The sequence below is a fragment of the Bacillus sp. DHT2 genome, from assembly GCF_026241455.1.
GTDB lineage: Bacteria > Bacillota > Bacilli > Bacillales > Bacillaceae_G > Bacillus_A > Bacillus_A pseudomycoides.
The window spans coordinates 120,156-134,429 of sequence record NZ_JAPHWH010000001.1; the positions used below are offsets into that span (position 1 = coordinate 120,156).

19 protein-coding genes and 3 pseudogenes are annotated in these 14,274 nt (G+C 34.8%); 17 read left to right on the forward strand and 5 right to left on the reverse strand.

Annotation, left to right across the window (positions count from 1 at the left end; genetic code table 11):
* From ORL93_RS00635 to ORL93_RS00665, 7 genes and pseudogenes are all read left to right on the forward strand, one after another.
* Complete coding sequence (locus ORL93_RS00635; protein ID WP_265958427.1) at nucleotides 1–690, forward strand: LutC/YkgG family protein; 690 nt, start codon at nucleotides 1–3, stop codon at nucleotides 688–690.
* Nucleotides 691–730: 40 nt separating this feature from the next.
* Nucleotides 731–2,080 carry an MFS transporter gene (locus ORL93_RS00640; protein ID WP_097794070.1) on the forward strand — a complete coding sequence of 450 codons (1,350 nt, stop codon included), beginning with the start codon at nucleotides 731–733 and terminating at the stop codon, nucleotides 2,078–2,080.
* Nucleotides 2,081–2,210: 130 nt separating this feature from the next.
* Nucleotides 2,211–2,336 carry a MerR family DNA-binding transcriptional regulator gene (locus ORL93_RS00645; RefSeq protein WP_006095255.1) on the forward strand — a complete coding sequence of 42 codons (126 nt, stop codon included), beginning with the start codon at nucleotides 2,211–2,213 and terminating at the stop codon, nucleotides 2,334–2,336.
* A gap of 16 nt (nucleotides 2,337–2,352) precedes the next feature.
* Nucleotides 2,353–2,511: a hypothetical protein gene (locus tag ORL93_RS00650; RefSeq protein WP_231398750.1), complete on the forward strand. Its 159-nt coding sequence runs from the start codon at nucleotides 2,353–2,355 to the stop codon at nucleotides 2,509–2,511.
* Nucleotide 2,512: 1 nt separating this feature from the next.
* A complete protein-coding gene (locus ORL93_RS00655) occupies nucleotides 2,513–2,794 on the forward strand; it encodes a MazG nucleotide pyrophosphohydrolase domain-containing protein (RefSeq protein WP_006095256.1) in 282 nt (93 codons plus the stop codon).
* Nucleotides 2,795–2,878: 84 nt separating this feature from the next.
* The gene (locus ORL93_RS00660) at nucleotides 2,879–3,544 is read left to right on the forward strand and encodes an HAD family hydrolase (protein WP_003198733.1); all 666 of its coding nucleotides are present in this window, start codon (nucleotides 2,879–2,881) and stop codon (nucleotides 3,542–3,544) included.
* Between the two features lie 199 nt (nucleotides 3,545–3,743).
* A pseudogene (locus ORL93_RS00665) lies at nucleotides 3,744–3,983 on the forward strand (MBL fold metallo-hydrolase); the annotation flags it as partial.
* Between the two features lie 44 nt (nucleotides 3,984–4,027).
* On the opposite strand, the gene ORL93_RS00670 reads toward ORL93_RS00665, so the two are convergent.
* On the reverse strand, nucleotides 4,028–4,351 hold the full coding sequence (locus ORL93_RS00670) for a winged helix-turn-helix transcriptional regulator (RefSeq protein WP_003207774.1): 324 nt from the start codon (nucleotides 4,349–4,351) through the stop codon (nucleotides 4,028–4,030).
* A 124-nt stretch (nucleotides 4,352–4,475) separates the two neighbouring features.
* On the opposite strand from ORL93_RS00670, the gene ORL93_RS00675 reads away from it, so the two are divergent.
* Complete coding sequence (locus ORL93_RS00675) at nucleotides 4,476–5,006, forward strand: NAD(P)H-dependent oxidoreductase (RefSeq protein WP_097794026.1); 531 nt, start codon at nucleotides 4,476–4,478, stop codon at nucleotides 5,004–5,006.
* A 163-nt stretch (nucleotides 5,007–5,169) separates the two neighbouring features.
* Here the strand turns inward: ORL93_RS00675 and ORL93_RS00680 are convergent, their stop codons facing one another.
* Nucleotides 5,170–5,589 carry a VOC family protein gene (locus ORL93_RS00680; RefSeq protein ID WP_018766260.1) on the reverse strand — a complete coding sequence of 140 codons (420 nt, stop codon included), beginning with the start codon at nucleotides 5,587–5,589 and terminating at the stop codon, nucleotides 5,170–5,172.
* A gap of 405 nt (nucleotides 5,590–5,994) precedes the next feature.
* Between ORL93_RS00680 and ORL93_RS00685 the strand changes: the two are divergent.
* From ORL93_RS00685 to ORL93_RS00695, 3 genes and pseudogenes are all read left to right on the forward strand, one after another.
* Nucleotides 5,995–6,443, forward strand: a pseudogene (locus ORL93_RS00685) (GNAT family N-acetyltransferase).
* Nucleotides 6,444–6,501: 58 nt separating this feature from the next.
* Entirely contained in the window at nucleotides 6,502–7,269 is a 768-nt protein-coding gene (locus ORL93_RS00690) for a GNAT family N-acetyltransferase (protein ID WP_097794025.1), read from the forward strand.
* Between the two features lie 17 nt (nucleotides 7,270–7,286).
* Entirely contained in the window at nucleotides 7,287–8,186 is a 900-nt protein-coding gene (locus ORL93_RS00695) for a PhzF family phenazine biosynthesis protein (RefSeq protein ID WP_003207769.1), read from the forward strand.
* A gap of 29 nt (nucleotides 8,187–8,215) precedes the next feature.
* Here ORL93_RS00695 and ORL93_RS00700 read toward each other — a convergent pair whose 3' ends face one another.
* The gene (locus ORL93_RS00700) at nucleotides 8,216–8,425 is read right to left on the reverse strand and encodes a hypothetical protein (RefSeq protein ID WP_003198717.1); all 210 of its coding nucleotides are present in this window, start codon (nucleotides 8,423–8,425) and stop codon (nucleotides 8,216–8,218) included.
* 177 nt (nucleotides 8,426–8,602) lie between these two features.
* Between ORL93_RS00700 and ORL93_RS00705 the strand changes: the two genes are divergently transcribed.
* The 5 genes and pseudogenes from ORL93_RS00705 (at nucleotide 8,603) to ORL93_RS00725 (ending at nucleotide 12,319) form a co-directional block, all read left to right on the forward strand.
* Nucleotides 8,603–9,352 (forward strand): Nif3-like dinuclear metal center hexameric protein, encoded by a 750-nt coding sequence (locus tag ORL93_RS00705; RefSeq protein WP_097794024.1) that lies wholly within the window; start codon nucleotides 8,603–8,605, stop codon nucleotides 9,350–9,352.
* A gap of 8 nt (nucleotides 9,353–9,360) precedes the next feature.
* A pseudogene (locus ORL93_RS00710) lies at nucleotides 9,361–9,860 on the forward strand (NUDIX domain-containing protein).
* Nucleotides 9,861–9,985: 125 nt separating this feature from the next.
* A complete protein-coding gene (locus ORL93_RS00715; RefSeq protein ID WP_265958727.1) occupies nucleotides 9,986–10,837 on the forward strand; it encodes an aminoglycoside phosphotransferase family protein in 852 nt (283 codons plus the stop codon).
* Nucleotides 10,838–10,910: 73 nt separating this feature from the next.
* Nucleotides 10,911–11,735 (forward strand): MBL fold metallo-hydrolase, encoded by an 825-nt coding sequence (locus tag ORL93_RS00720; protein ID WP_097794022.1) that lies wholly within the window; start codon nucleotides 10,911–10,913, stop codon nucleotides 11,733–11,735.
* Between the two features lie 14 nt (nucleotides 11,736–11,749).
* Nucleotides 11,750–12,319, forward strand: a complete 570-nt coding sequence (locus tag ORL93_RS00725; RefSeq protein WP_097794021.1) for an SGNH/GDSL hydrolase family protein — start codon at nucleotides 11,750–11,752, stop codon at nucleotides 12,317–12,319.
* Between the two features lie 41 nt (nucleotides 12,320–12,360).
* Here ORL93_RS00725 and ORL93_RS00730 read toward each other — a convergent pair whose 3' ends face one another.
* Both ORL93_RS00730 and ORL93_RS00735 read right to left on the reverse strand, forming a co-directional pair.
* Entirely contained in the window at nucleotides 12,361–12,537 is a 177-nt protein-coding gene (locus tag ORL93_RS00730) for a DUF1272 domain-containing protein (protein WP_006095268.1), read from the reverse strand.
* Between the two features lie 174 nt (nucleotides 12,538–12,711).
* Nucleotides 12,712–13,272 (reverse strand): cysteine hydrolase family protein, encoded by a 561-nt coding sequence (locus ORL93_RS00735; RefSeq protein WP_097794020.1) that lies wholly within the window; start codon nucleotides 13,270–13,272, stop codon nucleotides 12,712–12,714.
* A 126-nt stretch (nucleotides 13,273–13,398) separates the two neighbouring features.
* Between ORL93_RS00735 and ORL93_RS00740 the strand changes: the two genes are divergently transcribed.
* Complete coding sequence (locus ORL93_RS00740) at nucleotides 13,399–14,259, forward strand: LysR family transcriptional regulator (RefSeq protein ID WP_033798965.1); 861 nt, start codon at nucleotides 13,399–13,401, stop codon at nucleotides 14,257–14,259.
* Nucleotides 14,260–14,274 lie beyond the last annotated feature (15 nt).

A 14,274-nucleotide genomic window follows, 5' to 3' on the forward strand; every position in this document is an offset into this window, starting at 1 on the left:
ATGACGGATGTACAAGAATCTTTTTTAAACAATATCGCACGTAAACTAGGGCGAAATCGTCGCTCCGGGATAACTCCTCCTAAGTGGAATAACGATCCACTTAGGTATTTTTCTAAAGAGATAGATCACGAGAGTTTAGTAGAACAGTTTATTGCAAACTTGAATGCATTACATACAGAAGTAAGTCATATATACCGCTCAGAAATAGAGAATGCCCTTCAGTATGTTGCAGGAAAATTTGATGTTCAATCTGCGGTGTACTGGGATGATGATAGATTACACCAGCTTGAAATAGGAAAGTATTTAACAAAAAATTTCGTTCCTTATCGAATTTGGCAGAATAAAGAAGATGAAAGAGAACTACGAGACTATGTAGCTCGAGTTGATATGGGAATTACATATGCCGAAATGGGGCTAGCTGAAACTGGAACAGTTGTTTTGTGGAATGGTGGTGGGCGTGGTCGTTTAGTTAGTGTTTTGCCGCCAGTTTATGTAGTGATCCTTTCGGAACATACAATTTATAGACGTTTGACAGAAGGAGTGATTGCAGTGCATGAACACGTTCCAAATGGATTACCTGCTTGTATTAATTTTATAACTGGTCCAAGCCGGACGGGTGATATTGAAATGGAATTAGCTTTTGGAGTTCATGGTCCTGGAAAGGTTCATGTCATTTTATTAAAGGATTAGAGAGAAAAACAAAAGTATACGAGGGGGAGTGAGGCGTTTGATGAAGAATAAATTCCGCTATTATGTTTTTGCGATGCTTACGTTAATTACGATGGTGAATTATATTGATCGTGGGGCCATTGCTTATGCACAGTCTTTTATTATAAAAGAATATGGATTTGACCCGAAAGAATGGGGAGCTATATTAGGCTATTTTGGTTACGGTTACATGCTTGGTTCTTTATTAGGAGGTATTTTTTCGGATAAAAAAGGACCAAAGTTTGTATGGATTGTAGCAGCAACCGCTTGGTCTATTTTTGAAATTGCGACCGCTTTTGCTGGAGAAATAGGGATGGCTGTTTTTGGAGGCTCTGCTTTAGCAGGATTTGCTCTGTTCCGAGTTTTATTTGGATTCACAGAAGGTCCATCTTTCGTGGTTTCGAATAAGACAGCAGCAAACTGGGCAGCACCAAAAGAAAGAGCTTTTCTAACATCCCTTGGTTTTGTTGGTGTTCCGTTAGGCGCAGTATTAACTGCACCAGTAGCGGTTATGTTACTCTCTTTTACAAGTTGGAAAATGATGTTTTTCATCCTTGGTGCAATTGGGATTGTATGGGCGATTATTTGGTATTTTACTTTTACAAATATGCCTGAAGATCATCCGCGAGTGACGAAAGAAGAACTAGCTGAAATTCGTAGCTCTGAAGGTGTGCTTCAATCAGTAAAAGTAGAGAAAAGGATCCAAAAAGAGCCGTGGTATTCTTTTTTTAAAGTTCCGACATTCGTCATGGTTACGTTAGCGTATTTTTGCTTTCAATATATCAATTTCTTAATATTAACTTGGACACCGAAATATCTGCAAGATGTATTCCATTTTCAATTATCTTCTCTTTGGTATCTTGGCATGATTCCTTGGCTTGGAGCTTGTATTACATTACCGTTAGGGGCGAAGCTATCCGATCGTATTTTACGTAAAACAGGAAATCTTCGTTTAGCTCGAACAGGATTGCCGATTATCGCTTTATTCCTTACAGCGGTTTGCTTTAGTTTCATTCCAGCGATGGATAATTATGTAGCTGCATTAGCACTTATGTCACTTGGGAATGCATTTGCTTTTTTACCAAGTTCATTATTTTGGGCAATCATTGTCGACACAGCTCCTGTTCAAGCAGGAACTTATAGTGGAATTATGCATTTTATTGCGAATATCGCGACAATCTTAGCCCCGACCTTAACTGGATACTTAGTTGTAAGTTATGGCTATCCTTCTATGTTTATCGTAGCTGCCATTTTGGCCGCTATAGCAATGGGAGCGATGTTATTTGTGAAGCCAGGGCAGCAAACTAAGGCTGAAAGTTTGTTCAATTGGAAGAGTAAGGAGAGATTGGAGGAGCCTCGTACAAATATTTAAATGATTAGAATAAGTGGTGTAAAAAACGAGTTGTATACAAACTCGTTTTTTATTTGTCTGAAACGAATGTTTTCTATAGTAAAATATGAATTAAGTGGGAAAAAATTGAAAATAAAGGCTGGGATCGTACATGTATACAGTTGGACAGTTTTCAACAATATGTGGTGTATCCATTAAAACGTTACATTATTATGATGAAATTCATCTTGTGAAACCGCTGCATACTGATTCTGTAACAGGATATTTTATCGAATAGTAAAGAGCATGTATGTTTGAATCTGAAAAAATATAATTTTGGGACATTATATTCGGTCGTGTATGAGTTAAATAATTTGAGAATCCATCGTGCAGAAGGACAACCGAATCGTTGTAAATATAAAGAAGATAAAAGATTGGTAGAAGAAATTTATAAAAAGAGAAGGGGAATATAAAGTGAAGCTTTCTGAATTTCAGCAGTATGTATCAAATTTTAGTAAAGAAAAAGGGTTTGCGGATACGACAATTGAGGAGCGTACAATGTATTTGATGGCTGAACTAGGGGAACTAACAGAAGCGGTATTAAGGCGAAATGATGATGATAATATAAAAAGAGAAATAGGCTTAGAAATGTTTGATGTAATTTGGAATGTGTGTGATTTAGCGAATAAATTAGAAATTGATTTAGAGGAAGCATTTCAGGAAAAGATGGAAATCAATCGAGATAGAGAGTGGTAAAGATAGAAAGTGTGGATGGTATGACGCTAACATGAGATAATAGAGAAAGGAATGCAATAGGTAGGATTGTAATGGAGGAAGAAAGTGAACTTAAAATATAAATGTTTAATACTAGATCATGATGATACAGCAGTAAAAAGTACACCGGATATACATTATCCATCATTTGTAGAAGCTTTAAAAGATTTAAGACCTAATGAAACGCCATTATCATTAGAAGAGTTTGTTTCAAATTGTTTTCATCCTGGTTTTTTGAGTTTATGTAAAGATATTATTCGTTTTACACCAGAAGAGCAAGAGCACCAACAAAAAGTTTGGAAAAAATACACCGAATCGAAAATTCCAGACTTTTATGAAGGGTTTCCTGAATTGGTACGGGAGTTCAAGAGACAGGGCGGAATTGTAACGGTTGTTTCTCACTCTGAAAGTAGTCGCATTAAGAGGGATTATGAAAAGCATTGTGGATTTGTCCCAGATGCAGTGTTTGGATGGGAGTTAGAAGAAAATCAGAGAAAGCCACATCCGTATCCAGTGAAAAAGATTTTGTCTATGTTTCATCTACATGAAGATGAAGTCATCGTATTAGATGACTTGAAGCCTGCACTAGAAATGGCAAAGAGCTGCAACGTTACATTTGCAGCAGCTGGTTGGTCGCATCATATTCCGAAAATTAGAAAGCGAATGGAAGAGGAATCAGATTATTATTTTGAGAGTGTAGAGAAGTTTAAAGAATTTATCTTTAATGAGTAAAGAGGAGAAAGAACTTGGGAAACACCAAGTTCTTTTTTTATGCTACATCGCAGATATTAGAATAATTGTAGGTGTTCTATTGAACAAATAGCACATTTCAAGAGTGAATAGATTATGTAACTGTACGATTAGAAAAGTATGAAGATAAGAAGATCCCGTTAGTTTTTGTTGATTTTTGTATGTATAGCTTTATTAGGGGGAAGACAATATAACAGTATGGCTCCCTCAATATAATATTCTTTTTGGAGGTTGTTTAGTAAAATCAGCAGGTGCGAAAAATTTAGGGAATGTTGCGGATGCATATGTAGACGAATGGTCATATTCAGTTGGAAATGTAATAAACCGATATGAAAATATACAATTAGTTGTCCCAGGGCATGGAGATGTAGGGGATAAAAGTTTGTTTTCTTATACGTTAGATTTATTACAAATAAAATAGAGAAATTGAAAGAGTGATAGAAAAGAACCCTTTTAAGGGTTCTTTTATTTTGATAATCTTTTGACTTGATGATCTTTTCCCCATTCACACAGTTCATTCATAATTTGAATTAAAGATTTTCCGTATTCGCTTATTGTGTATTCAACTCTTGGTGGAACTTCTTGATATACAGTACGATGGATAATCCCATCAGCTTCAAGTTGTCGCAATTGTTGCGTCAGAACTTTTTGTGTAATATCTGGGATCGCACGTTTCAGTTCGTGTGTCCGCTGCTTTCCGTTCATGAGAATGCATAAAATACTACTCTTCCATTTTCCTCCGATGACTTCAAGGGTAGTAGCGATAGGGAAGTTCTGATTCATCTTCATATTACACCTCCATAGGTACTTTGAGGTTCCTATAGCACCTGAAAGTACGTACTTTTCAATTGTATGTAACTAATACATACTAATACTAAAGGATTTCATTTATTTATAAGGGGGAAGGGAATTTATGAAAACACTTGTAATTGTAGCACATCCAGATATTGAAAAATCAAGAATTAATAAAAGATGGGTAGAAGAATTGGAGAAATATTCTAATGAGATAACAGTACATGAATTGTATAAAGCAGCTCCCAATTGGGAATTCGATGTTGATTATGAACAAAGACTATTATTAGAACACGATCGTTATATATTTCAATTTCCGTTCTATTGGTATAGTTCACCGCCATTATTAAAAAAGTGGTTTGATGATGTGCTGACGTACGGTTTTGCATATGGTTCTACAGGGGATAAAGTACGTAATAAAGAATTTGGTTTGGCGATTTCTATAGGGGGATTAGAAACGCAGTATAAAGATGGGTTTACAATGAACGAACTAACAAAACCATTTCAGGCAACTTGTCTATACACAGGAATGAAGTTCATACCAACATTTACGTTGTATGGAGCAGAATACCAACTAAAGGATGAAGATATCGAAAGAAGTGCAGCTGAGTATATTAACTATATTATGAATAAAAGTAATCTTTATATATGATTTAAAAATATCCCGATCCTTTATAGGTATCGGGATATTTTTATTGGTTTGAAATAAAGTTTGAACAGAATGGATTCCAATATAAAAAATCTCCGGATAGAAAAAAGAGGGCCCTTTTTCATGACTAATTCATATGAGATATGACTTGTTCGGTTGAAAGTTGTTATGTAAGAGATGTGTTAGTGGGTTTTGAAACTTTCTTACCATCTTTATAGTCAAGACAAGAAACTTCAATTAATAAACCATTAAATACTGTAAAATAAAATCCATAACTACTACCTCTCATTGTATAAGGTTCCTTGTCTATTTCAATGCCTCCAGCTACTAAGCGATTATATGCTTGATCAACTTCACTTGAAGTTTCCACTAAAAATCCAATATGAAAAGCTTCAGGATATCTAACAGCCTTTTGCCCTTTGAATGCTTTCGGGTCACTTAACACGAGAATAAATCCATTCTCATCACTCATTACTACAAGAGCCTTTCCTTTTTGTTCTAAAAATTGAAAATCAAAAAATGTCTCAAAGAAATGTCTAGCTTCTGATAAATCATCAACACATAGATTTAAATGGTTTAACCTCATTCAATCATCTCCTTTTAAACAGGAAATCCCTATATTAGTAACATTTGAAAGGGAATAGACAAGTATTTGAATGTTACGGTCATGGCTTTCTGTTTAGTTATAGTTAAGGCAACTAGACTATATATATGCTATGTAACATCATAATTATTCTATTCGTACCTTTTGATCTTTACTAGAAATAGAACAACAAACTAGTGAATCTATTCTTGCTAACCCTGTACAGGGTTTAGCGGTTAGAATGGGGGGAATAATGGGAAGTGAACAAGAAATGATGAATATGTTTATTAATTTACTAAATTCTGTATTTCATTTAAAATGATAAAGAAAATTCCAATAATATAAATTATTTGGCAGGAAGTATGATTCGTAAATTTCAGTCTTTGAGTATAAAGGAAGAGATAAAAATTGAAACAGCCATTGTTACAAGTAGAAACCGAAAGGCTTATGATCCGTCCTGTTCTAAAAGAAGATTATATAAGTTGGTATGAAGGTTTCAACAATCGTTTACCACCTCAATATAAGTATGATGATGGTTATCGAGATATGTCGTCTTCAACAAAAGAATGGTTTACTGAATGGATTATCAATGGGCGATGATAGGGTATTCAATCCATAATCAGTACGGGAAAATGGGCTGTAGCTTAGAAAGTGTACGGGCCGCTATGGACTTATTCTTTGATCATCTTAAATTCCATCGCATTGAACTGCATATAAATGTTGATAACGAGCCATCGATTCGTCTGGCGGAAAGAGCAGGATTCGTTTTTGAATGTACAAGAAAAGCGTTTTCTCTTGAGAACGCAAAATGGACTGATTATTTAATTTATTATAAAAATCGTCCTGAAGAGGTTTGATCCATCTTTAGGAGAGTTAGATTGGTAGTTTCAATTTTTGTATAGAAGGGTGAACACAATGTACAATCTTACAACTATTCAAAACATATTTGGCCCCTCGAAAAAAGTATTAAATGGTTTGCCAAATGCAGTAACAATTGAAGAAATGGATGAAGATTCTTTTTATGATGCTCAAAATTATAAAGAGCAGATAAAAAAGTTTGAAGAGCTTTGTTCAAATTGGAATGTAAAAAGAGCAAGCATTTTACTAGATAAAAGTTTCAACAGTTATACTCTGAGTGCAAAAGTGTTACGTGAATTTGGCTTTGAGCTTTATGCAGCGAAAATAGAGGTGTTTCGTAAGCTTTCGGATAGCGTAACTCTAGAAAAACAGTATGATTTTTGCTCTATAGACGTAGGGACGTTGTCTGAAGAGGAATTTAAGTCGCTTTGGGAACGATGTATGTCAGATTCGGACAACAAATCATCAAGTCTTAACATTAATGAACATTTTCATGCTATACAAGCAGAATTAGGTAAGGGGTGGGAAAAATCATGTATTGTTTTTTATGATAAAGAGCAACCGATTGGAATATCCATTCCTCATATTGAACCTGGTACGAAGAATGAAGGTCGATTATTTTATTTTGGACTATTGCCGGAGGAACGTGGAAAAGGACTTAGTGCTCATATCCATCTTCAATCTTTATACATGTTAGAACAGATGGGGGCTACTTATTATATTGGAAGTACTCATATGACAAATGAAAAAATGCAAAAGGTTTTTTGGAAAAACGGATGCTCTATAAGGACAGAAACGGAATTGTATTGCAAAATATTTAAATAAATTCAGGAGATGAGAAAATGAAGGAAATAAAAGTTTTCCATTATGATGCATTTAGTACAAAGCCGAATATGGGAAATCCAGCTGGGCTTGTAATAGATGCAGAAGGATTAACTAATGATGAAATGCAGCTTATTGCAAAAAAAGTAGGATTTAACGAAACGTCTTTTGTGCTTCCTTCGAATGTAGCGGATATAAGGATCCGTTATTTTACACCAGGGCATGAAATGAATCTTTGTGGACATGCGACAGTGGGAACTATATTTGCACTTCACGAAAGAGGGCTACTGAAGGGGAAACGAAATCTCACAATCGAAACGAAAGCGAGTGTTTTACCAGTACATATAGATATAGATGAAAATGGAGAATCATTTATTAAAATGAGACAAACGGCGCCACAGTTTCAAAAGTTTGATGGTTCCATTGAAGAGTTAGCGCACAGCATTGGACTTCATGGGAATGATTTAGATGAAACGCTACCAATTGTGTATGGGAGTACTGGAATTTGGACTTTATTAGTTCCAATTAAAACGTTGGATGCTTTTCAAAGAATGAAACCAAATAATGAAGAGTTTCCATCTATTCTAAAAGAAGTACCGAAGGCATCGATTCATCCTCTTTGTTTAGAGACGTATGATGAAGCAGCACATATGCATGGCCGTCATTTTTCATCACCTTATTCTGGAACGATAGAAGACCCAGTGACGGGAACTGCTTCTGGGGTAATGGGAGCTTACTATGCTAAGTTTTTGAAAAAAGATTTTAATAGTGAAATGAAATTCATTGTGGAACAAGGGCAAGAAATGAATAAAGATGGTCGGGTCGCTGTTTATGTAACAAAGAAGCAGGAAGATGAGTCCCTACAAATTGAGATTTCTGGAACTGCAGTGTATGTAAAAGAATTTCAAATTTCGATTTGAAAAAAGTCCGGTCATATACCGAACTTTTTTCATCTGTTTAAAACTTCAATAAAAGAGGCATTTCCATTTTGTCTCATTACAGAATGAAAATTGTTATTTTCTAACGTTTCGGCAACCTGTTTTAACTGTCTCACATCATCATGATGAATTAGTAAACTATCTGCTCCGCTTTCTTCAATGTGGAGATGCTCAACCTTACCGATAGCCTCATTTACAGCTTGTAAAAAATCGGGTTTCATATATATCCTCCTAATATGTACAGGTATTTTTTTATAGCATGCCCGTATTTATCAAAATTAAAAGTTGGCGGGAATACAAGAAGGGCTCATTGTTTCATACTTCTAATTCGAAGCAGGTTTTCATTACGTGAAAATAAAATATATATGAGGGAAAGAAGTGTGAAAAGGAGAATTGAAATGAATATAGCAGGGTTTAAAAATTCGATTGAAATGTTATTTGGAGAGCATCTTCATAAATATGGTGATGATGAATATGGCTTCACCAATATTAGCAAAGAGGAATTTTGTAAAATAGGTTATACAACGAACCTAACGCTGGAAACAATCGAAGAAGCACGAGTAAATCAAGTCGATATGATCATTACACATCATGCACCGTGGAGCTTTTTATTCGGTATGGAAGAATCTTGTGTTGAGAAATTAAAAGAATATGAAATCAATCATTTTTGGATACACTTACCTTTAGATTTTGTGAATTTTGGAACTTGCACTTCATTATTTAACGAAATTGAGATTGATAAAATACTCGAATATTCTTCGTATGAGGAAGAAGAGTTACCTGGGATTGGAGAATATGAATCTCCTATTTTATTTTATGATTTAGTGGAAAGAGTAGAAGAGAGATTAGAGGAAAAGGTAAAAGCGTGGAAGAATCATAATCGTCCGGTGAAACGAGTAGCAATCTTAACAGGAGCAGGGAACAACACAAATATTATAAAAAGAGCATTGGAAAAAGGTTGCGATACATATATAACGGGAGAGAAAACGTTATATACAGTTCAATATGCAAAATTTAAGGGAATCAATCTTATTGTTGGTAGTCATACGTTTACGGAAGTTTTTGGAGTGGAAAGTTTAGCTTATAAATTAAAAGAGCTAAATCGGGCATTAGAAATTACTAGATTATATGAAGAGCATTTGGAGTGAGGGAGAGAATGCCAACGATATACGCGAACTATGGGGAATCAAGGGGGAAGTTAACATGGCTAAAAGCAAATACATTACCAGATTATGAAGGGATTATACGAGTGTCCATGGTTTTTGTTTTTATAAAGATAAGGTTGTATTAATAGATCATCATAGTCGTAGTTGGGATTTTCCTGGAGGGCATCTTGAACAGAAGGAAACGCCAGAAGAATGTTTTCAGAGAGAGGCATGGGAAGAAGGGTATGTGAAAGGGGAATGTACCTTGCTTGGATATATCATTGTAGACCATAGTGAAAATCCAAATTGGAATGAAAATGATTCATATCCCAAAATAGGATATCAACCGTTTTACCGGATGGATATTACAGAAGTTCATGATTTTAATGGAGAGTATGAATCGAATAGAAGAATATTTGTGAAGCCGAGCGAGGTTACATTGTATTATCCAAAGTGGAATGAGATTTATGATGAAATAGTAGCTGCTGCATTATTGGTTTCAGAAAGATAGAGATTCCTTCTTTTATAATATAAGGATTTTTAAAGGTTTTTTCTTATATTTGTCAAATAATTATAAAGTCGTTTCATTTAATAGTAGTGATATTCAAGTACGGGTGCAGAATAGGAATGAGAAAAATGAATATTTCGGAAATTATTGAACAATTGGTTGTTAATGAAGTTATTACTGATTATCCGAAAGGGTACAAAAAATTAACTGGTGGTACTACAAGTAGACTGTATCTTCTAGAAGGAAAAGAGCAGTGTGTTGTAAAGTTGAATGAACCAAAGGTCATTGAAGAAGAAGCGTATTTTCTTGATTTTTATGAAAATGAAAGTATATTTCCTAAGCTTTTGTATATAGACCCGCTCAATAGATATATGGTCTATTCATTTATCCCTGGTTCCACAAGTTATCATGCTCGGGATAAAAGAGATATTCTTTGTACACTTGTACAGAAAGTGATTGATAGATATAAAACAGCTATGAGTATGGATCAGTGGGGATGGAAAGAAGGACCGGTAGACTCTTGGCAGGATTTTCTTTTAAACAGAGTGATGGAGGCTAATGAGAATGTAAAATCTTACATTACACAAGAAGAGTTTCATAGTGTTCTTAAATTAGTACACAGTCCAAATAGAACGGCACATAGTAATCAACCATATGTATTACATGGGGATTGTGGATTCCATAATTTTATATTTAAGGAGCATAAATTATATGGTGTGATTGATCCTTTACCAGTTTTGGGAGATCCAATATATGATTTAATTTATGCATTTTGTTCGACGCCTGAAGATTTAACGAAAGAAACTATAGACTATGTAGTAGAACAATGTGTATTTCATAAGAATACAAAGGGAAAAGTTTTATATGAAGAAGTACTAATAGGGTTGTACCTTCGATTAGAAACTTGTATCAGACATCATCCTGAAGATTTAGAAGCCTATTTAATAGCATGGCGTTATTGGATAAATGAGCTTCAGTAAAGAAATAAAATGCTTTATTTTTAGAATAACAGCTTAAAAGAATCGAAAACAAAATGGGGATAGGAGAAATGTTATGAAAAACTTTATTTGTACAACATGTGGCGTACAATATGCAGCAAGTGTAGAAGAACCAGTGAATTGTATGATTTGCAATGAGGAGAGACAGTATATTAATCCGAAAGGTCAATCTTGGACAACACTGGAGGATTTACAAGAGAGTAATACATATAAAAATGAAATCATTGAAGAAGAAACAGGGCTTTATAGTATTACAACAAAACCAGAATTTGCGATTGGCCAAACAACTTATTTGGTAAAAACAGATTCATATAATTTATTATGGGACTGTATTACTTATTTTGATGAAAATACAATTGAAAAGGTAAAAGAATTAGGAGGGTTAGATGCGATTGCGTTATCCCATCCACACTATTATTCTACTCAAGTTGAATGGGCAGAACGGTTCGATGTACCAATCTATATACATGAAGATGATAAACAGTGGGTTATGCGTCCGAGTAAACATATTGTTTTTTGGTCAGGAGAATCATTGCAATTAGCTGATGGACTCACTATACATCGTCTAGGCGGACATTTTAAAGGTGGTTCTGTTTTACACTGGTCACAGGGGAGTGAAGGGAAAGGGATTTTATTAACAGGCGATATTATTCAAGTTGTAGCGGACCAGCAGTGGGTGAGCTTTATGTACAGCTATCCAAATTTAATTCCGTTACCAGCAAATAAAGTTGAAGAAATGGCTAAAAGAGTAAAGTCACTGCCTTTTAATCGTTTATACAACGCTTTTCACCGAGTAGTAAAAGATGATGCAAATGAGGCGGTTCAGCGTTCGGCACAGCGCTATATTTCAGCCTTAGAAGGGAAATTATTTCATACATAAAAGGGGAAACGGAAATGAACACATTAGTATGTTTTGGTGATAGTATTACAGATGGTGAAATATTCTGGAATGGCGAACCTAGATTAACTCCGCGTTTACAAGATTTATTTCCTGATTGGAAAATAGTAAATGCAGGTGTTTCTGGTGATAATACGTTCGATGCTTTGAGAAGAATAGAAGAAGATGTGTTATCTTATGAGCCGACATTTGTAACAGCCTTTTTTGGTGCGAATGATGCAGCGTTTCATAAACAAGTATCACTACAAGAATATAAAGGAAATTTAATCGAGATTGTGAAAAAAATCTCACCAGAAAAGGTGCTGCTAATTAGCCCGGCACCAGTGGATGAGGAAAGACAGCACGCAAGAACAAATGAAGTACTATCACAGTATGCAAAAGTGGTGGAAGAAGTGGCAAAACAAACAGGAAGTTATTTTCTTGATTTACATTCTCATATGATTCAAGAATTAGAGTATAAGAAGTTTGTAGAAAATGAAGATCGTGATGGGCTGCATTTTGGAGAGACTGGCTATGAATACTTATCAGCGTTAATCGGGGAGAAGTTAAAAGGAATTTTAGAATAAACGGTGGAAAAGAAAAAGCAAAGCTACTGGTAGCTTTGCTTTTATTGTTTCCTTTTTGGTCTACGTACTAATTCACCACCGCAGTTTGGACACACTTGATTCGTTTTTTCTGTGCATGGTGCACAAAATGTACATTCATACGTACAAATATAAGCCTCCGAATCTGTTTGAAGTGAAGTGTTGCAAGTTTGACAGTTTGTTTTCATTTCTAATGCCATATGATTTCCTCCTACTTGTATGAATGTTTGTAATTTAATGATAATATAAACGGGAGAATATGTCTTTTTCATATGAAAGTATATTTGGAAGTTAAATTAGCATTTGCAATGAAATGTGCTATTTTATTTTGAAATTGATTGTTTAGTGACTTTTAAAGATGCATTAAGGGGGATTTAAAGCAAATCTATAAGTTTGTTAGTTGCTAAAACGGTAGCAAACATTTCATGAAGACTTACTAATGCAAGCTTATGGATATCTTCTGCATGATGATAATTTCCATCATATGAGATTCTACCAAATGTAGCTGTCGCATCTGAAACGACATAAGTTGAAAAACCTAAATTACCAGCCATACGTGCTGAAGTGGATACGCAATAGTCCGTTGTTAAACCGATAATGACGGCAGTTTCATAATTGTGTTCTCGTAAATATGCTTCTAAATTGGTTCCGATAAAAGCGCTATTCACATTTTTTTGAAATACTGGTTCATTTGGAAGTGGAGTAGCAAAGTCTTTAAATTCACTTCCGCTGCTTTCTTTTCTTAATGGGTGATTTTCTTTATTTGAGATGTGCTGCACATGAATTACAGGACGATTTGTTTTTCTCCATGTTTGTAATATAAGCTCCATGTTTGTTTCAGCATGTATATTATTGCGTTGTCCCCAGTAAGAATCATCGAATCCTTTTTGAATATCAACTAGAATAAGTGCAGCATTTTTAGGTAATCGATGCATTTGTTATTCTCCTTTTCAAAAATGATTTATTTTCCATATGGTAATGATATCAATTATTGTAAAAGTAGAGAATTTCCAGTATTTTTGAAGGGTATAACAAAAAGTTTGAACAAGGGGATAAAGAGGATGGAGATTGAGTGGTTACGATGTTTTTTACTTTGCTCAGAGTATAAAAGTTTTTCAAAAGTAGCAGAGCATTTTCATATGACACAACCTGCAGTAAGTAAGCAGATAAAGAAATTAGAAGCTGAATTAGAAGTGGAATTATTAAGTAGATCTCCACAAGGTATAGAATTAACAGAGGCTGGTATGTATTTTCAAAAAAGAATAATTCCATTCGTTAAAGAATGGGATGGCATTAAACAAGAAATGAAAGACATGGGAGAATCCGTACGTGTAATATTAGGTTTACTCCCTAGTCTTGCAGCATTCTATCTTCCAGAAAAACTTGTTGGAAGCCAAAGTGAGAATATGAATTTAGAAACGAAAGTATATGATATGTCTAAAGAGATTATGGAAGATATTTTATCAGGGAAATTAGATGTAGGTTTAGTAGATGAAAAATGGGTACCAAAAAAGCTTTGGAATAGGCAGTTGTTTGTGGAACCATATGATGTAGTTTTTCAAAAGACACATCCGCTTAGTAAAAGAGAAAATGTAACCATAAAGGAGCTGTTATCGGAGAATTTAGTTATGTATCCAATCGGTTGCGATATTCGAAGAGCGATTATGGATGAGTTTGAAAGATTGGAAGTAAAACCTAATATTAGTTCTGAGGTATCGTTTCGAGACTTTATTCTTGGGATGGTTGCTGCAGGGGCGGGAATTACAATTGTTCCACGGACGATTTCAGAACGTATTGAACATTTGCCACTGCGTACGATACCCATCCGGGATTTTCAAAAACAAAGAGCAATATATTTGATTGCACGAAATGAAAGGATTGGTAAAGCTCTCTTTAAGATGTTTACAGGAACTGCTTTGTAATTGTTGGAAGGTACT